Origin of the sequence: Buchnera aphidicola (Aphis nasturtii) (genome assembly GCF_005083345.1) — a bacterium.
Taxonomy (GTDB): Bacteria; Pseudomonadota; Gammaproteobacteria; order Enterobacterales; family Enterobacteriaceae; genus Buchnera; species Buchnera aphidicola_R.
The window spans coordinates 567,138-586,399 of the sequence record NZ_CP034888.1; the positions used below are offsets into that span (position 1 = coordinate 567,138).

At 23.4% G+C, this 19,262-nt stretch carries 19 protein-coding genes, 2 tRNA genes and 1 pseudogene; 12 read left to right on the forward strand and 10 right to left on the reverse strand.

The genetic code is table 11. The features are described 5' to 3' along the window. Positions 1–8: 8 nt before the first annotated feature. Complete coding sequence (locus D9V63_RS02740; RefSeq protein WP_158369162.1) at positions 9–1,241, reverse strand: phosphopentomutase; 1,233 nt, start codon at positions 1,239–1,241, stop codon at positions 9–11. A 32-nt stretch (positions 1,242–1,273) separates the two neighbouring features. After that, positions 1,274–2,860 carry a peptide chain release factor 3 gene (locus D9V63_RS02745; protein WP_158369164.1) on the reverse strand — a complete coding sequence of 529 codons (1,587 nt, stop codon included), beginning with the start codon at positions 2,858–2,860 and terminating at the stop codon, positions 1,274–1,276. Positions 2,861–3,049: 189 nt separating this feature from the next. Here D9V63_RS02745 and ansA point away from each other — a divergent pair, with 189 nt between their 5' ends. Beyond that, positions 3,050–4,075, forward strand: coding sequence for an asparaginase (ansA, locus tag D9V63_RS02750; RefSeq protein WP_158369166.1), 1,026 nt, complete (start codon positions 3,050–3,052; stop codon positions 4,073–4,075). A gap of 35 nt (positions 4,076–4,110) precedes the next feature. Here ansA and D9V63_RS02755 read toward each other — a convergent pair whose 3' ends face one another. After that, positions 4,111–4,686, reverse strand: a complete 576-nt coding sequence (locus tag D9V63_RS02755) for an NfuA family Fe-S biogenesis protein (protein ID WP_158369168.1) — start codon at positions 4,684–4,686, stop codon at positions 4,111–4,113. A 128-nt stretch (positions 4,687–4,814) separates the two neighbouring features. Here D9V63_RS02755 and bioH point away from each other — a divergent pair, with 128 nt between their 5' ends. After that, complete coding sequence (gene bioH, locus D9V63_RS02760; RefSeq protein ID WP_158369170.1) at positions 4,815–5,603, forward strand: pimeloyl-ACP methyl ester esterase BioH; 789 nt, start codon at positions 4,815–4,817, stop codon at positions 5,601–5,603. 56 nt (positions 5,604–5,659) lie between these two features. Here the strand turns inward: bioH and ssb are convergent, their stop codons facing one another. Further along, entirely contained in the window at positions 5,660–6,163 is a 504-nt protein-coding gene (gene ssb, locus D9V63_RS02765; protein WP_158369172.1) for a single-stranded DNA-binding protein, read from the reverse strand. A 764-nt stretch (positions 6,164–6,927) separates the two neighbouring features. On the opposite strand from ssb, the gene dnaB reads away from it, so the two are divergent. The 5 genes from dnaB (at position 6,928) to hemW (ending at position 11,695) form a co-directional block, all read left to right on the forward strand. Further along, positions 6,928–8,325: a replicative DNA helicase gene (gene dnaB, locus D9V63_RS02770; protein WP_158369173.1), complete on the forward strand. Its 1,398-nt coding sequence runs from the start codon at positions 6,928–6,930 to the stop codon at positions 8,323–8,325. A gap of 116 nt (positions 8,326–8,441) precedes the next feature. After that, positions 8,442–9,401: a glutathione synthase gene (gshB, locus tag D9V63_RS02775; protein WP_158369175.1), complete on the forward strand. Its 960-nt coding sequence runs from the start codon at positions 8,442–8,444 to the stop codon at positions 9,399–9,401. Between the two features lie 13 nt (positions 9,402–9,414). After that, complete coding sequence (gene ruvX / locus D9V63_RS02780; RefSeq protein WP_158369177.1) at positions 9,415–9,822, forward strand: Holliday junction resolvase RuvX; 408 nt, start codon at positions 9,415–9,417, stop codon at positions 9,820–9,822. 27 nt (positions 9,823–9,849) lie between these two features. Further along, positions 9,850–10,527: a YggS family pyridoxal phosphate-dependent enzyme gene (locus tag D9V63_RS02785; protein WP_158369179.1), complete on the forward strand. Its 678-nt coding sequence runs from the start codon at positions 9,850–9,852 to the stop codon at positions 10,525–10,527. Positions 10,528–10,564: 37 nt separating this feature from the next. Continuing rightward, positions 10,565–11,695 (forward strand): radical SAM family heme chaperone HemW, encoded by a 1,131-nt coding sequence (gene hemW, locus D9V63_RS02790; RefSeq protein ID WP_158369181.1) that lies wholly within the window; start codon positions 10,565–10,567, stop codon positions 11,693–11,695. Positions 11,696–11,701: 6 nt separating this feature from the next. On the opposite strand, the gene trmB is transcribed toward hemW, so the two are convergent. Further along, the gene (gene trmB, locus D9V63_RS02795) at positions 11,702–12,418 is read right to left on the reverse strand and encodes a tRNA (guanosine(46)-N7)-methyltransferase TrmB (protein ID WP_158369182.1); all 717 of its coding nucleotides are present in this window, start codon (positions 12,416–12,418) and stop codon (positions 11,702–11,704) included. A 120-nt stretch (positions 12,419–12,538) separates the two neighbouring features. Between trmB and mutY the strand changes: the two genes are divergently transcribed. The 3 genes from mutY (at position 12,539) to murI (ending at position 14,704) form a co-directional block, all read left to right on the forward strand. After that, a complete protein-coding gene (mutY, locus tag D9V63_RS02800) occupies positions 12,539–13,579 on the forward strand; it encodes an A/G-specific adenine glycosylase (RefSeq protein WP_158369184.1) in 1,041 nt (346 codons plus the stop codon). 27 nt (positions 13,580–13,606) lie between these two features. Beyond that, positions 13,607–13,846, forward strand: coding sequence for an oxidative damage protection protein (locus D9V63_RS02805; RefSeq protein ID WP_158369186.1), 240 nt, complete (start codon positions 13,607–13,609; stop codon positions 13,844–13,846). Positions 13,847–13,921: 75 nt separating this feature from the next. After that, positions 13,922–14,704: a glutamate racemase gene (gene murI, locus D9V63_RS02810; protein ID WP_158369188.1), complete on the forward strand. Its 783-nt coding sequence runs from the start codon at positions 13,922–13,924 to the stop codon at positions 14,702–14,704. On the opposite strand, the gene sbcB is transcribed toward murI, so the two are convergent. Beyond that, a complete protein-coding gene (gene sbcB / locus D9V63_RS02815) occupies positions 14,691–16,151 on the reverse strand; it encodes an exodeoxyribonuclease I (protein WP_158369190.1) in 1,461 nt (486 codons plus the stop codon). The genes murI and sbcB overlap by 14 nt on opposite strands. A gap of 330 nt (positions 16,152–16,481) precedes the next feature. Beyond that, positions 16,482–16,554: transfer RNA gene (locus D9V63_RS02820), tRNA-Asn, on the reverse strand. A 135-nt stretch (positions 16,555–16,689) separates the two neighbouring features. Here D9V63_RS02820 and D9V63_RS02825 point away from each other — a divergent pair. Both D9V63_RS02825 and pyrE read left to right on the forward strand, forming a co-directional pair. Then, positions 16,690–16,762: transfer RNA gene (locus tag D9V63_RS02825), tRNA-Ile, on the forward strand. A gap of 91 nt (positions 16,763–16,853) precedes the next feature. Further along, a pseudogene (gene pyrE / locus D9V63_RS02830) lies at positions 16,854–17,497 on the forward strand (orotate phosphoribosyltransferase). A 19-nt stretch (positions 17,498–17,516) separates the two neighbouring features. Here pyrE and dut read toward each other — a convergent pair. From dut to rplI, 3 genes are read right to left on the reverse strand one after another with little or no spacing between them, the layout of a single operon-like run. Beyond that, positions 17,517–17,978, reverse strand: a complete 462-nt coding sequence (dut, locus tag D9V63_RS02835) for a dUTP diphosphatase (protein ID WP_158369192.1) — start codon at positions 17,976–17,978, stop codon at positions 17,517–17,519. A 26-nt stretch (positions 17,979–18,004) separates the two neighbouring features. After that, positions 18,005–18,760, reverse strand: a complete 756-nt coding sequence (gene cysQ, locus D9V63_RS02840) for a 3'(2'),5'-bisphosphate nucleotidase CysQ (protein WP_158369194.1) — start codon at positions 18,758–18,760, stop codon at positions 18,005–18,007. 23 nt (positions 18,761–18,783) lie between these two features. Further along, positions 18,784–19,236, reverse strand: a complete 453-nt coding sequence (gene rplI / locus D9V63_RS02845) for a 50S ribosomal protein L9 (RefSeq protein WP_158369196.1) — start codon at positions 19,234–19,236, stop codon at positions 18,784–18,786. Positions 19,237–19,262 lie beyond the last annotated feature (26 nt).

Here is a 19,262-nt window from a genome sequence, read left to right on the forward strand (position 1 = left end):
AAATGTTTTTAAAACATATATTTACCATATTTCATTTCTGATAATGAAAAATATTTTGCAATTGTTTGTCCTATATCAGAAAAAGTTTTACGATGACCTAAAAATTTTGTTTTTCTACTAGGAGAATAAATTAATATAGGAACGTTTTCTCTAGTATGATCTGTTCCTAACCAAGTAGGATCGCATCCATGATCTGCAGTAATAATAAGTAAATCTCTTTCTTTGACTAAATTAATCATATTGAACAACTGATTATCAAAAAACTCTAAACCTTTAGCATATCCAGAAACATCACGACGATGACCCCAAATAGAATCAAAATCTACAAAATTAGTCAATACAATAGTATTGTTTTTTGCTAATTTCATTTCGTTAATAGTCGTGTTACATAATTCTTCTAATCCAAAAGATTTTATGCTTTTACTAATACCTACACCTGCATAAATATCTGAAATCTTTCCTATTCCCACTACTTTCCCTTGTTTCTCGTTTATTAATTTTTCCATCACAGTAATAGAAGGGGGTTTTATTGATAAATCTAATCTATTTCCTGTTCTTTGAAAATTTAATTTATTATTTCCAATAAAAGGACGAGCGATCACCCGTGCTACTTTAAATTTATTTTCATTTAATAAATTTCGAATTTTTTGACACAATTTATAAAGTTTAGATAATCCAAAAATATTTTCATGACATGCGACTTGAAAAACAGAATCAGATGATGTATAAAAAATTGGTTTTCCTGTTTTTATATGTTCTTCACCTAATTTAGTAATAATTTCTGTACCAGATGCATGACAATTACCAAGAATTCCAGGTAATTTAAAATTGTTTATGATTTCGTTTATTAAAGTATTTGGAAATGTATTATTAATCTTTTTAAAATAATACCAATTATCTAAAACTGGAACTCCCGCTATTTCCCAATGCCCAGAAGTTGTATCTTTTCCGGAAGAAATTTCACTAGCAAAACCATAACTTGCAATAATTTTAGATTCATTAAATTTTTCATGAAAACCTAAAGGATATTTTCCTGTTGAAGACTTATATGCTTGAGCTATTCCTAATTTTCTTAAATTAGGAATTTTTAAATACCCTGCTCTTTCTTTATTTGCTTCACCTAAAAAACATTTTTCTACTATGTGTCCAAATGTATCAGCACCATGATCATTAAATTTATAAGAATCAATACTTGATCCGATTCCAAAAGAGTCTAAAATCATTAAGAAAACACGTTTCATTTTGAATACCTACAAAATAAATTAAAATATATTTACTGCTCTCTTATTGCATGAAAATTAATATCAACATATCGAGATATTATAATGTTTAAGTTTGCTTCATTAGGTGCTAAATATGTTAGATTATTGAAACTATCTAATGCTAAGTAAGATTTATTTTTATTTAAAAACATATCAATACTTTTCTTATTACTTGATGTAATCCAGCGAGAAAATTTCACATTAACTTCTTCGTATATTGCATCTATTTTATATTCAGTTTTTAAACGTTGAATAACTACATCAAATTGTAATATACCAATAGCTCCTAAAATTAAATGATTATTATTAAAAGGATGAAAAACTTGTATTGCACCTTCTTCTGATAATTGCATTAAACCTTTTTTTAATTGTTTTTTTTGCAAAGGATTTTTCAAAAGAATTCGACGAAATATTTCTGGAGAAAAACTCGGGATACCAATAAAATTAATTTCTTCTCCTTCTGTAAAAGAGTCTCCAATCTTAATTGTCCCATGATTATGTATGCCAATTATATCTCCAGGATATGCTATTTTGATAGAAAATCTATCTCCTGCTATGAAACAAAATGCATCAGAAATAATGATATTTTTTTTTATTCTAACATGTCTTAATTTCATACCTTTTGTATACTTTCCTGATACAATTCTAATAAAAGCTATACGATCATGATGCTTTAAATCCATATTAGCTTGAATTTTAAATACAAAACCTGTAAAATTTTTTTCTTCAGGTTTTATTTTTCTTTTATTACTCATTCGATAAATAGGTGGCGGAGCCCATTTTATTAAACTTTCTAATATATGATCAACAGCAAAATTAGTTAATGCACTACCAAAAAAAATAGGTGTAATGACATTTTTTAAAAAATCTTTTTTATTAAAATTTGAATATATATGACTAATTAATTTTAATTCTTCAAAAATTTGCAAAGTTAAATCTAAACTTATATATTTTTTTAATAAATTTTTATTTAAATTATTACAATCTATTTTAAAAACTTTGTTTTTTTCTAATTTATTATACAAATAAATTACTTTTTCATCTAGATGAAAAACGCCTTTAAAATTACTTCCACAACTAATAGGCCAAGTAATAGGTACACAAGATAAATTTAATTCTTTTTCAATTTGATCTAAAATCTCTATTGGTTCAAGGCTATCACGATCCAACTTGTTAATAAACGTAATAACAGGAGTATTATGTAATCGACTTACATCCATTAGTTTTTTCGTTCTTTCTTCTATGCCTTTTGCAGCATCAATAACTAACAAACAGCAATCTACTGCGGTAAGAATACGATATGTATCTTCTGAAAAATCTTGATGACCAGGAGTATCTAACAAATTAACTAGAATGTTTTTATATTGAAATTGGATAACAGAAGTTGTGACAGAAATTCCACGATCTTTTTCAATTTGCATCCAATCTGATTTAGCATATTTTCTACTTCCTCTTGCTTTTACTGTTCCAGAAGTACGAAGTATTTTCCCTAAAAGCAACATTTTTTCTGTAACAGTTGTTTTACCGGCATCAGGATGAGAAATGATAGCAAAAGTACGTCTTTTTTTTATTGCTAATTTATCATTTAAATTACACATATACACTCTATTAAAATAATTTGTGCTGACAAAATTTTATATAAATTAAAAATATATTTATGAAAATTTTTGTATTTATTTTTATATTTAAAAATATTTTTAAAACAAATAAATGGGTATAAATTAAATTAGTATGCAATAATAAAAATATTTATAATTAAATTATAAATAATAAAAAGAGTTTCTTTAATGAAAAAAAAAAATATATATATTGCATACACAGGCGGAACTATTGGAATGCAAAAATCGAATAATGGATATATTCCTATAGCTGGCTGTTTCAAAAAACAATTAATTAAAATGCCAGAATTCTACAGCCCAGAAATTCCAAATTTTGTTATTAAAGAATATAACCCACTAATTGATTCGTCTAACATGAGTCCAGTAGAATGGCAAAAAATTGCAGATGATATTAAAAAAAAATATTACAAATACGACGGATTTATTGTTCTTCATGGAACAGATACTATGGCCTATACTGCCTCAGCATTATCTTTTATTTTAGAAAATTTAGAAAAACCAATTATTATAACTGGATCTCAAATTCCTATAGCAGCGATTCGATCAGATGGACGTCAAAATTTACTAAACTCGTTGTTAATTATAGCTAATTATCCTATTAATGAAGTAACTTTGTTTTTTAATCACAAATTATATAGAGGCAACAGAGCTACTAAATCCAATGCTGATGGTTTTAATGCATTTTCATCTCCTAATATTGCTCCTTTATTAGAAGTAGGAATCAATGTTCGTTATTTATATAAAGATAAATTTTTAAAAAAACAAAAAAAATTAAAGGTATATAAAATTATACCTCAACCTATTAGTATTATTACTATATATCCAGGACTTTCTAGTAAAATTTTAAAAAATTTTTTGTTATATCCAGTAAAAGCATTAATTTTATGTACATACGGTGTTGGGAATGCACCTCAAAATAAAGACTTTTTAAACGAACTATATATTGCTGATAAAAAAAATATTATTATAATAAATTTAACGCAATGTGCATCTGGAAAAGTTAATATGAATGGATACGCAACAGGTAACTCACTTAAAAAAGTAGGCGTTATTAGTGGTTATGATTTAACAGTTGAAGCAGCTTTGACTAAATTGCACTTTTTACTCAGTCAAAATATTCCAATAAAAAAAATTCGCATGCAAATGCAAAATAATTTACGTGGTGAACTAACAAATCATTCATATCTTTTATAATTTCGAAACATATTTAACTACTCTTTAAATATTTCTTAATAAAAAGAATGATGCCCATGTAAATGTTGAGTTTGATCGATTACTTCTTTTATTTCAGGAAAAAAGGCTAATATTTTTTTTTCAATCATTTCTTTTAAAGTAACTCCTATCATTGAACATCCGTTACACCCCCCACTGAATTCTATTAACGCTATATTATTATTAGAAATATTAATTAAATTAACTTTGCCACCATGTAACGATAACTGTGGATTGATTTCTATATTTAAAAAATTTTTTAATTTTTCTTCTATAGAATGTTCTTGATGTATAATATTTTTTCTGGCATAAGGAGCTTTAAAAGTAAGATGTGTACTTAATTTATCTACTACTAAATCAATTTTAGAATCTTTTAAAAAAGGAATAATCGCTTTATTAACATAAACATAGAAATTATTATACTTTAGCTTAACATCACATTCATCTATTTCATCTACAGAGCAATATGCTACTCTACATTCTGCATTCTCCATACCTGGATTAACAATAAAAACACGAATTTGTGTTTCTATTGATTCTTTAGATAAAAGTGATAAAAAATAATTTTGAGCTTGATCAGAAATTTTAATCATAATAATTGTTTTAATGTGTTTTATTGATTTTAATTATGAATTTAATATAATAATTTTACTAATTAATTACTGTAAATACAAGAAAATTATAATTTAATATTTTATATAAAATATTATCATATCAAAAAATGAAAAAATTTACTTGGACAACTCTAGGAAATGGAGATATTAATCTTATTATACTCAATGGATGGGGTATTAATTATAAAATATGGTTTTTTATAGTTAAAAAACTTAGTATGTATTTTAAATTACATTTAATTGATTTACCTGGAATAGGAGTAAATAAAAATCTTCAACCTACTAACATTCAACAAATCATTGAAATATTAAATTTTTATATGCCTAAAAATTCGATTTATCTAGGATGGTCACTCGGAGGATTAATTGCAACTAATTTTGCTCTAGTATATCCTAAAAAAACATTAGGACTTATTAGCGTATCATCTTCACCTTATTTTATCAAACAAAAAAACTGGCCAGGAATAGAGAAAAAAAATATATATCATATATATGATGATCTATTAAATCAATATCATAAAACAATAAGCAACTTTTTATTCTTGCAAACATTCAAAGAAGAAAAATATTTTCAAGATTTAAAGATATTAAAAAAAATGTTATTTAGTAAAAATAATATACCTAATCAACAAACGCTCAAAAAGGGATTAGAAATATTATTATCAGTTGATTTAAGATCTAAAATATCTATGATTAAAGTTCCATTTCTACGTATATATGGATCGCTGGATACCTTAGTACCTAAAAAAATTTCAAGTTTAATTGATTTAATGTGCCCTGAAAGCTATTCTATTATTATAGAAAAAGCCGGTCACGTGCCATTTATTTCACACAAAGAAGAATTTTGTTCTATTTTATTAGAATATTTTTCAAAAAAAATAAAAATTAAAAATTAAAATACCCAAAATATCAGCCCCAAAAAAAATGGGGCTAAAACATATTTTAAATTAATTTAAAATGGAATTTCATCATCAAAATCTATTTCTGAAGAATCAACTTGTTCTTTTTTTAATTTGTACTTTTCTAAATTTTTAGATACATCAGTAGTTTCTATCTTTTTTGTTTTTAAAATATTATTATTTTCATTTGTATTATAAGAATTAGAATTTCGGTTTCCAAGCATTTGCATTGTACCACCAATATTTACTATGATTTCTGTTGTATATCGTTCAAAACCATTTTGGTCTTGCCATTTTCTTGTTTGAAGTGAGCCTTCAATGTAGACTTGTGAACCTTTTCGCAAATATTCTCCAGCTATTTCAGCTAATTTTCCAAATAAAACTACTCTATGCCATTCTGTTTTTTCTTTACTTTCACCTGTATTTTTATCTTTCCAATTTTCTGAAGTTGCAAGTGTCATATTGACTACTGCATTACCATTTGGCATATATCTTACTTCTGGATCTTGACCTAAATGACCAATTAAAATTACTTTGTTTACACCTCGACTTGCCATAAAAAACTCCATTTCTAAATTAATTGATATAAATATGTTTTAAATAGTATCTTTGATTATTTAACATATGTCATAAATATTTAATTTATTTTTTAAAAAATATATTTTATTAATAAAATATTTAAAATACTTTAACTAAAATTTTTTAAAAGCATTTAAAAGTTTAATTAACTTATATTGTAAATAGAATATATATGATTAAAATAAAAAGAAAGTTATATATTATAATCGATTTTTATTTTTTAAATTTTTTAGAATTATATAAATTAAAATTATTTTTTAAATAAATTTATTATTTATAATGATTATATGTACAATATTTATTGTATTTTTATCTTAAATGAACATAAAACCTATACGACTTTAAATAAAAAAGTTTAATATATAAAAAATCTAAATATTTATCAAAATACAAAATATGATAAAATTGTTTAAATCACAAATTAAATAAATCAATTTTAACATTTTATCTTATAAATTAATCTTTACCTTTAAATTCATTTTAAAAGACACTTTAATATTACTCATATTTTACAAATATTCCCTTAAAAAAATATTTCACTTATGTTGTTAGTAAAAGTACAGATTAAAAAATTTTATTATAAATCAAGTATAAGATATGTATTTTATAAAAAATTAAATAAATATTTTAAAAGCTACAAAAATAATGTTTAAAATAATTTACAAGATGTAAAGTAAATTTATCAGCACATAGTTTATTGTTGTAATATTAGAATATAATTTCAAAGTGATTTGCTAAAATAATGGTATATGCAATATATATGGGTAAAAATAAATTATATTTAAATCAAATTAATAGATTAAAGATTCCTCCACATTCAATAGAAGCAGAACAGTCGGTTTTAGGCGGTTTAATGTTAGATAATGAACAGTGGGACACTGTTTCAGAACATGTAGTTGTTGATGATTTTTTTAGTAAACCACATCGTTTAATATTTGAAGAAATGCAACAACTACTGAATTCAGGACATCCAATTGATTTAATTACATTATCTGAATCTTTAGAACAAAAAGGAAAACTAGAAAGTGTAGGTCGATTTTCTTATCTAGCTGAGTTATCAAAAAATACTCCTAGTACAGCAAATATAACTGCTTATGCTGATATAGTTAGAGAACGTGCAATCATAAGAGAAATGATATTAGTTGCTAATAAAATAGCAAACGCAGGATATGATACACAAGGGCGAAAAAGTGAAGAACTTTTAGATTACGCAGAATCAAGTGTTTTTAAAATAGCAGAAAAACGTTTTAAAAAAGATTCCGGACCTAAAAATATTGAAAAAGTACTTGATGAAACAATTAGTAGTATTGAAAAATTATTTTTATGCCCTAATGACGGAGTGACAGGAATTAATACAGGATATCAAGATTTAAATAAAAAAACATCAGGCTTACAACGTTCTGAATTAATAATTATAGCAGCTAGACCTTCTATGGGGAAAACTACTTTTGCAATGAATTTATGTGAAAATGCTGCTATGTTATATGATAAACCAGTGTTAATTTTTAGCTTAGAAATGCCTGGAGAACAAATTATGATGCGCATGTTAGCATCATTATCTAGAGTTAATCAAGCGCGTATAAGAACCGGTAAATTAAATGATGAAGATTGGTCTAGAATGTCAGGTACAATTAATGTTTTGCTTAAAAAAAAGAATATTTATATAGATGATTCTTCTGCTCTTACACCTAGTGAGGTTCGCTCTAGAGCACGTCGTATTTATCGTGAAAACAATGGTTTAACTTTAATTATGGTAGATTATTTACAACTAATGAGAGTTCCATCTCTTTCAGATAATAGAACTCTGGAAATCGCTGAAATTTCAAGAACATTAAAAGCACTTGCAAAAGAATTACAAGTTCCAGTAATCGCTTTATCACAATTAAACCGTTCTTTAGAGCAAAGAGCAGATAAAAGACCAGTAAATTCAGATTTAAGAGAATCTGGCTCTCTAGAACAAGATGCAGATTTAATCATGTTCATATATCGAGATGAAATATATCATGAAAATAGTGATTTTAAAGGTGTAGCAGAAATTATAATTGGCAAGCAAAGAAACGGACCAATTGGAACAATTAGTTTAACTTTTAATGGTCATTGGTCTAGATTTGATAACTATTGTAGCCCTAAATACGATTAATCTAATAAATTAAATAAAAGCACTATTTTAAAAATATACTTTATTAATATAAAAAATTTTAACTAAAAATTTTTATATTATATAATCATAGTTTTATATAAATAAAATTAAAATATATGAATAAGAAAAAGATCTTAAAAATTGGGATTGTAATGGATCCAATTCAATTAATTAAAATTGAAAAAGACTCTAGTTTTGCTATTTTGCTTGAAGCACAAAAAAGAAATCATCAAATTCATTATATGGAAATAAATGATTTATATTTAAAAAAAAATCATGCATATGCAAAAACGCGTTTAATAAAAATACAAAAAAAAATAAATGATCACTTTAGTTTCATACAAGAACAAAATATTTCATTAAATCAATTAGATGTTATATTAATGCGTAAAGACCCACCATTTAATATGGAGTTTATATACGCAACTTATATTCTAGAACGAGCAGAAAAATCAGGTGTATTAATTATTAATAAACCACAAAGTTTAAGAGATTGTAACGAAAAAATATTTGCCTCATTGTTTTATAAATTTATACCAGATACATTAGTCACTAGAAATATATCTCAAATATATAATTTTTGGGAAAAACACAAAGATATAATTATTAAACCTTTGGATAATATGGGAGGTTCAAGTATTTTCCGAATTAAAGAAGATGATGTAAATTTTTTAGTAATCGCAGAAATCATGACTAATTATGAAAAAAAATATTGTATGGTTCAAAATTATTTACCATCAGTCAAATATGGAGATAAAAGAATATTAATTATTAATGGTCAAGTAATACCTTGGTGTGTAGCAAGAATTCCTAAAAAAGGTGAAACCAGAGCAAATATAGCTGCTGGAGGTATAGCTCAAGTAAAAACACTAAATAAAAAAGATTGGGAAATATCAAATTATTTATCTCCTATTTTAAAAGAAAAAGGACTAATTTTTGTTGGATTAGATATTATAGGTGATAAGTTAACAGAAATTAACATTACAAGTCCAACATGTATTTGTGAAATTGAGTTAAATACAAATATTTCTATTACGGGTATGTTAATTGATTATATTGAAAATCAAATATATTAATAGAGATAAAAAAATGGTTATTGCTTTTGATTTTGGAATCAAAAATATTGGAGTCGCTATAGGAGCAAAAATTCTTAAAAAAGGAAAAGCTTTAAATAAATTAATTGCGTATAATGGATGTCCTAATTGGAACGATATAAAACATTTACTACATATCTGGAAACCTAATTGTATTGTTGTCGGTTTACCTTTAAATATGGATGGTACAAAACAAAATATAACAAAAAAAGCAGAACAATTTGCTAATTTGTTACAAAATAAATTTAATACTTCTGTTGAATTACATGATGAACGTTTAACTACAAAAGAAGCTAGATCTTTATTATTTCATCAATATGGTTTTAAAGCATTAAAAAAAGATAAAATTCATTCTACTGCAGCTGTTATTATATTAGAAAGTTGGTTTAACAAATATTTATAACAGCTAATTATTCTTAATTGTAAAAATATGAACAATATCGAAAATAATATAAAAATTCTTAAAAAAAAAATACAATATTTGTTAACAAATAATAATACTGAGTCAAAAAAAATTAAAATTATTGCAGCTAGTAAAAATCAATCAGTTGAAAATATTCAAACAGCTTTATTATCTGGAATATATGAATTTGGAGAAAACTATATTCAAGAAGGTATCAATAAAATTAAAAAATTAAAAAAAAATAATAAAATTATTTGGCATTTTATAGGAAAACTACAATCAAAAAAAACTAAATTGGTTGCCCAATATTTCGATTGGTGTCAAACTATTGATCGAGAAAAAATCGCAATTTTATTAAATAAATACAGAATAAAGCAAAAAGTTCCGATAAATGTCTTGATACAAATCAATATTTCTGAAGAAAATAATAAAAATGGAATTTCTATAAGGAATTATCAAAAACTAGCTGAAATTGTTTCTAAAATGCCTAATCTTAACTTTCGTGGAATTATGGCGATGCCTAAAAAAAAGAAAGAAATAATAAAATATCAGGATTATAAAAATATTAATAATATATTTAACATTTTAAAACATAAATATCAATCAGTTGATACATTATCATTAGGAACAAGTTTTGATATAAAAACTGCTATTATGTACAATAGTAATATGATTAGAATCGGGAAAAGTATTTTTAAAAATTAATATTGTAATACATTATTTCTTTTAACAATCAAATATTATGATAAAGTTACCTCCAATTAGTTTATATATTCATATTCCTTGGTGTATGAAAAAATGTGGATATTGTGATTTTTATTCATATGTTAGTAAAACAAATATCCCAGAAAGAGAATATATTAAAAATCTACTTAAAGATTTAGAAAAAGATTTAAAATTAATAAATCAACGGAAAATAAATAATATCTTTATTGGAGGAGGAACACCTAGTTTATTACATAATGAATCTATTAAAATTTTGATAAAAGGCATAAAAAAAAGAGTATTGATTTCTAAACATTCAGAGATTACTATAGAATCGAATCCAAAAACAATAGAATATAAACGTTTTAGAAAATATAAACAATCAGGAATTAATCGATTTTCTCTAGGTATTCAAACATTTAATTCAAGTTTATTAAAAAAAATAGAACGCACATATAACAAAAAAGAAGCTATTGAAGCGATTAAGGAAATTAAAAAAATTAATAGTAATTTTAATATAGATATTATGTATGGATTGCCTAATCAATCATTAAATAATGTTTTATCAGACTTAAAATATGCAGTTAAATATAATCCAACACATATATCATGGTATCAATTAACAACTGAACCTAATACTTCTTTTTATAAAAAAAAAATATGCTTACCTAATGAAAATATTATATTTAAAATGTTTAATCAAGGTGAAAAATTTTTACAAAAATCAGGTTATATAAAATATGAAATATCTTCATATATGAAATCAAAATATAAATGTCGTCATAATCTTAATTATTGGAATTTTGGAGATTATATTGGTATAGGATGTGGTGCTCATGGTAAAATTACTAAAATAAATGGTGATATTATTAGAACTATTAAAAATAAAAATATTAATGACTTTATAAATGGAAAATATTTAGACGCTAAAAAATTAATTGCAGAAAAAGATAAACCTTTCGAATATTTTATGAATGCTTTTCGGTTATATCAACCTATCTATAAAAAAGATTTTCAAGAACGTACTAATATTAGTATATTTGAGATAAAAAATAAAATTAAAAAAGCATTAAAACATAAATATATCATAGAAAATGCAAATTCTTGGGAAACCACGAAAAAAGGAAAAATATTTCTTAATTCATTATTAAAAATTTTTTTAAATTAAAATAATTTAGAATTTAGACTGAAATATCAAATTAAAAATTTCATTTCCTAACATGTTTGCTTTTTTTTCAAATCTTGTTTTGATATGAGGAAAAAAATTATCAATATAATAATTTGTATCAGATAAATTTACATATTGATTAATATTTTTTATAGTATCTAATATATAAAAAGCATATTCCTTTGAGTCAGTTTTAATGTGTAAAATGCCATTAAAAATTAATTTATTTAAAATATTTTTTAAAAAATTATATTGTATCATTCTTCTTTTTTGATGTCGTTTCTTAGGCCATGGATCAGGAAAGAAAATTTGTACTCTTGATAATGTATGATTATCGATCATATTGTTCATTACTTCTATTACATCGTAGTAAATAATTTTTAAATTTTTTAATTTAGAAAGAGAGGCAAGACGTAAACAAGAACCTATTCCAGATAAATATACTTCAACGCCTAAAAAATTTTCATGACAAGAATTTATTGCTGTTTGTACTAAAGACTCTCCTGATCCAAAACCAATATCTAAAATTACTGGATAATTATATTTAAAAACTGATTTAAAATTTATATTTTTTAATTGATAATCAATACCAAATGAAAACCAATTTTCTTTCATTGATTTTAATTGAGATTTGGTTGTACGACCTTTTCGGCATACAAAACTTTGATTTTTTCTTAAAAATATCCCATTTTTATATTTAGGTGTGATAATATTATTTTTCATATTTAATTAAATTGTTAATTATAAATATTTTATAAATGTTTATAAATGAATATATTATATTTTAACTGATTTTAAAAACACATCTATATCATCTCCTAACGAAAAATAGTTTTTATTAAAATGACATTTAATATTTTTTCAAGATTAGTCGTTAATTGGTATCATTTAAGTGGAAGAAAAAATCTTCCTTGGCAAAAAGATAAAACATTATATAAAGTTTGGGTATCTGAGATAATGTTACAACAAACTCAAGTAAAAACTGTTATTCCATATTTTAACAAATTTATATCACAATTTCCAAATTTAAATTCCCTAAATAATGCTGATTTAAATCATATTTTATATTTATGGAGCGGATTAGGATATTATAAAAGAGCTAAAAATATTTATGACACAGCTAAAATTATAGAAAAAAAATTCAATGGAAAATTTCCAAAAAATATTTTAGATTTAGTTAAATTACCAGGAATAGGAAAATCTACTGCTGGAGCTATTTTATCTTTTACATTAAATTATTTTTGTTCTGTATTAGATGGTAATGTAAAAAGAATTCTAATACGACACTATGGCATTGCTCAATGTTTAAAAAATTCTATAACTGAAAAAAAATTATGGAATTTAATAGAAACTATAACTCCTATTCATAATACCGGAGCCTTTAATCAAGGTATCATCGATATAGGAGCATTAATTTGTACACCTCAAGTTCCTAAATGCGATATTTGTCCTTTAAATATAACATGTATTGCTTATAAAGAAAAAGAATGGAAAAAATATTCTTTTCAAAAGAAAAAAAAAATAAAATTAAAGAAACAATACTGGTTTGTTATAATTTACTTTGAAAACAAAGTTTGGATGCAAAAAAATACCATAACAAATATTTGGAATCATTTGTTTTGTTTTCCGAATTTTGACAAAAAAAAACAAGCTATCGAATGGATAAAAAAAAATCAAATAAATACTAAAAAATATAAAGAAATGAACTCTTTTAATCATGAATTCAGTCATTTAACAATGCAAGCAACTCCTATTTTAATCAAATTATGTTTTCATAATCATTTTTTTGACACTAAACAACAGGGAATTTGGTATAATTTAAAACAACCTCAAAAAATAGGATTACCTACATTAGTAAAAAAAATTTTAAAGTTATTAATATAACTTTTCAAAATAAGGAAAATTAAAGAAATGTATCGTAAAATTTTTTGTGTATTTTTAGAGCAAGAATCTGAAGGTCATGAGTTTCCACCGTATCCAGGTGAATTAGGAAAAAAAATATACAATAAAATATCTAAAAAAGCTTGGAAAAGATGGATTATACAACAAACTAAAATAATAAATGAAGAAAAATTAAATATGCAAAAAGAGATAGATCGAAAAAAAATCGAAAAACAGATGCAATTATTTTTATTTAAAAATATTATTTAAAATATACAATCATATTTTTTAAATAAAATATACATTATACTTTTAATCTTTTATACATTAAAATTTACTAAAAAAGTGCTTATATTTGACTCTGGTATAGGTGGGATTGCTATATTAGAAAATATTAAAAATAAACTTCCTAACAAAAATTATATATATTTATTGGATAATGAAGGGTTTCCTTATGGAGAAAAAAAAGAATCTTTTATTATTAAAAGAAGTACTAAGATAATCAATACCATTAAAAATCTTTACCCAATTAAAATAGTTATTATAGCTTGTAATACTGCAAGCACTGTATCTTTATCTGTATTGAAAAAAAAATTTAATATTCCTATTATAGGAGTTTTACCTTTATTAGATAAAGTTACTAAAATTAAAAAAAATAATAATATTGGTTTCATAGCAACTAAAGCTACAATAAATAGTTCATATGTGAAAAATCTTATATCTCAATATATTAACTATATAAATATAAAAGTAATAGCTACAAATGAACTAGCTAAAATTGCTGAAAAAAAAATGAAAAAAATATCAATTTCTAATTATGCATTAAAAACAATTTTTCATTCTTGGATGATACCTTCGGTACAACCTGATATTATATATCTTGGATGCACTCATTTTTCATTTTTAAAAAATGAAATTCAAAGTATTTTTTATAAACCAATTAGTTTTTTAGATTCTCATACAATTACTACTAAAGCAGTTAAAAAATATTTTTTAGATAATAACAATAATCAAAATATTAAGAAAAATATTTTTTTATATTCTCAAGATAATATAGAACTGGATAAACTATTGCATATTTTAAAAAAATATAAATTTAACGATATAAAAAAAATTAATTTAAATTAATTTGCCCGTAAAATAAAGTTTTATACTTGTGAAAAACATATTCTAATAATTTATTTAATAAGTTAACTTTTTCTATATCAAAAGAAAATTTTTCTAAAAGATCTTCAATCGTATGTATATATTCTTTTAAAATAAATCGATTAAAAACCTTTAAACAATGATTAAACCAAATCTTTTTTTCATTAGTATTTAATATAAATAAAAAATTTCGAGCTTTATATCGGAAAAAAAGTTCTTTTAAACGCATATCTTGAAAATTTAATTGAAGATTTTTTAAATTTATCGGTTGAGTATTACTAATTTTTTTTATTAATCTTTTATCATTTAAATTAAAAAAATTATTATAAATTTGTAAATCTACATTAGAAGTTTTTTGAAATGTATTTTTTTGAGAAAAAATTTTTTTTATAGTATTTATTATGAAATAATTCAACTTAATTAAATTTATTTTTTTATCAATATAAAAATTTTGTATTTTTAATCTTTCCGTATCTTCCGTTCGAATAAGATTGATAGGAACTAATATAGGACAACGGTTAAAATGTATTAATACTATTCCTAAATCAAATAAATTTTTTATTTTAATATTTTGATAATCATGATTTTTTAAAAAATGAATTAATTTTTTAATATCTTGAAACAAATCTATTGAAATTAATATATTATTATTATTTTCATGCCAAAACAAAGGTAGTATAAAACTCATATTATTACGTATAGCACCAAAGCAACTAGAAATATAAAGTATAGGTTGAAAATTTTTCAAATTAATTAATTTAAATAATTCATTTTTTTTTCTATATTTTAAAAAAAAATTAAATAATTTTGGTTGCTGTTCTTTTACTAATTTTGCTAATTTAATAGTAGCGTAAACATCGGAAACTGCATCATGTGAATTATCATGTAATATATTATTTTCTTGAGTTAAATTAGATAATTTAAAAATAGGCATACCAAGATTATTTTTAGGCCATTTAATTCCATTAGGTCTCAAAAGATAACATATCCTCATAATATTTAATAAATCCCAACGTGAGTTATTATTTTTCCAACTCCATTCATATGGATCTAAAAAATTACGATAAAATATATTTCTTGTAATTTCATCATCAAAAACAATATTATTATAACCTACTATACAAGTATTAGGATGAGTTAAGATCTTATATATTTTTTTAGAAAATTCATATTCATTAATACCATGCTTAAATGTGTACTGCGGAGTAATTTTAGTGATTAAAATAGAATATGGTTCTGGTAAATAATCATCTGATGGAAAACAATAAAAACATTTTGGTTTTTCAATAATTTCTAAGTTCTTATTTGTTCTAATAGATGCAAATTGAGCTGGTTTATCCAATGATGTATGTGTGCCAAAAGTTTCATAATCATAGAATAAAAAAGTAAACTGATTTTTTTGAGAAGAAAATTGTATATTTTTTTTCATTATATAATCTTAATTATTTAAACAATTAAATTTAAAAAAATTTTTTTAAATCTTTAAAATAAATTTTTTAAAAGAAAATTTTATTAAGGTTGTAAATATTGTAAATATAAAAAATATTTAAAAATATATTAAAATTTGTATATAAATTTAAAAGAAAAAATAAAATACATACGAAATATCTGATATTAAACAATATAGAAAATGAAATAAAATATTATTTCTGAAAATTTAAAAGGTTATGTTAGAAATGAATTATGAAGAAACTAAAAAATTTTTATAATGAAAAAAATTATAAATTTATATATTATTTTATATTAAAATCGAATTTTTCTCCTCTGACTGGGCTCGAACCAGTGACATACGGATTAACAGTCCGCCGTTCTACCAACTGAACTACAGAGGAATATTGATATTTATATCAAAAATTTGCATGTCTGTCAAATATATATATAAAATTAAAAATTAACTACAAAATTTTTAAAAGAAGTATAGATTATTATTAAAAATTCATTTATAGTAAAAGATATAAAAATATTACGGCCCTTTAGCTCAGTGGTTAGAGCAGGCGACTCATAATCGCTTGGTCGCTGGTTCAAATCCAGCAAGGGCCATAAAAAATTATAAAATTAAAACCAAAAAAATTTTTATATGTTTATAAAAATATTACCTAAATTTTTCATCATTAATTAGGGCTGAAATGTGATGGAATGGAAAAAAGAATTTATTGAATTTCTTTTAAAAAAAAAGTCTTAAACTTTGGAACATTTATACTAAAATCTGGCCGAAAAAGCCCTTATTTTTTTAATTCAGGCCTGTTATCTACAGGTAAAGAAACTGCTAAAATTGGATTATTTTATGCACGTGCAATAATGGATTTAAATATTAAATTCGATGTGCTATTTGGTCCTTCTTATAAAGGCATCCCTATTGTCGTTTCTACTTCTATCGCATTAAAAAATCAATATAATTTAAATATTTCATATGCTTTTAATAGAAAAGAAGAAAAAAAATACGGAGAACAAGGACAGTTAATCGGAGGAGATATAAAAAATAAAAAAATTATTATTTTAGATGATGTGATCACTTCAGGAATGTCAATTAATCATTCAATTAAAATAATTGAAAAAGAAAACTCTAAAATATCTTCGATATTTGTTCTTCTTGATCGAAAGGAAAAACAAGAAAGTAATCTAAATAAAACCAATTATCTAAAAAAACAAAAAAGTCATAAAATCAATTCTATTATCACAATAGATGATTTAATTGTATATCTTTCAAAAAAAGAAAAACTAAAAAAATACGCTGATCAATTAATAAAATATTATACAAAACATGGTACTTTTTAATAAAAATTAATATTAGTATTTATATGCCAGAATGACCAAATCCACTTTGAAAACGAGTAGTTTTTTTAAATTTTTTCACTATATAAAATTCAGGTCGAATAATAGGAACGAATACTATTTGAGCAATTCTATCATTAGGATTAATACAAAAATCTTTCATACCTCTATTCCATAAGGAAACCATTAATTCGCCTTGATAATCTGAATCAATTAAACCCACTAAATTGCCTAAAACAATACCATTCTTATGACCTAATCCAGAACGTGGTAAAATTAAAGCAGTAATATAAGGATTTTCAATATATATTGAAATCCCAGTGGGGATTAAAACAACTTCTTTAGGAGACAAAATTATTTTTTTATTTATACATGCTTTAAGATCTAACGCAGAAGATCCTGGAGTAGCATATTCTGGGAAAAAAATATTATTATTCTTAACATCAGAATTTAAAAACTTGATTTGAATTTTATTTGTATTCATAATCTTTTTTAATTTGTGATTGAAAACTATGATGAAACTATAAAGTCTGGGTTTTTTAGAGATTTTCTAGAAAGTAAGCAATAGTTTAAATTCATTTTTTCATGATAGGTTAGCACACTACCTCCTGCAGCTGTAACAATCGCATGTCCTGCTGCAGTATCCCAGATATATGTTGTTCCGAATCTTGGATAATATTGGGCTTTTCCTTCTGCTATATAACAGAATTTTAAAGATGAACCTAATTTTTTGATTGTATACTTCTTGTTTTCTGTTTTATTGATAAAATCATATAATTTTTTATTCGGATGAGAACGACTTACAATAAATCTTGGTATATTAGATTGGACTACAGAAATTTTTTTTTTATATCCTGATGGACTGATTTTCCAAGCTTGTTTTTTAAAAGCAAAATATAAAATATTAAAATAAGGAGCGTATATAACACCTAAAATAGGTATACCATGTTCAATTAAACTAATATTAACTGTAAATTCACCATTTTTTTTTAAAAATTCTTTAGTTCCATCTAATGGATCAATTAGCCAATAGGTACTCAAATTTTTTACGTATTGAATATTTTTTACACTTTCTTCAGATAATATGGCAATATTAGGAGCAATAGTATATAATCCATCTTTGATAACTTTATCTGCAATTTTATCTGCACTAGTCACTGGACTTTTATCTAGTTTATAAGAAATATCAACTAACTCATTAGAATAGTAAATACTCATAATAGCAGCTCCAGCATTTCGAGCTAGGTTACAAATTTTATTAATCATTTAACACCAATTTTAAAAGCAAATTATTTTTTTTCTATAATATTTACTATAAAATGCTCATATATTTCACTATGTGGTTGAAAAGTTACTTGATGCTCTCCTATATGACGCAACACTCCATTAGGAAGTTTTATTTCTTTTTTATTAATTTTTATGCCTATTCGAGACATTTCTGTAATAATATCTCTTATACCTACAGAACCAAATATTTTCTTTTCTTTTCCAACTTTTGAAGAAATAGTTATAGATTTAATTTGTTTTACTTTTTCAGCACGAGATTTAGCGATCAGAAATTTATTAATATTTTCTTCTTTTAATTTCACTTGCTGAGCTTCAAAAGATTCAATATTTTTTTTATCAGCTAAAATAGCTTTTCCTTTTGGAATCAGATAGTTTCTAGCATAACCTGATTTAACTTTTACAATTTTACCAGAATCACCTAATTTATTCACTTTTAACAAAAGAATTACTTCCATTATTTATTATTCTCTTTAAAGTTTAA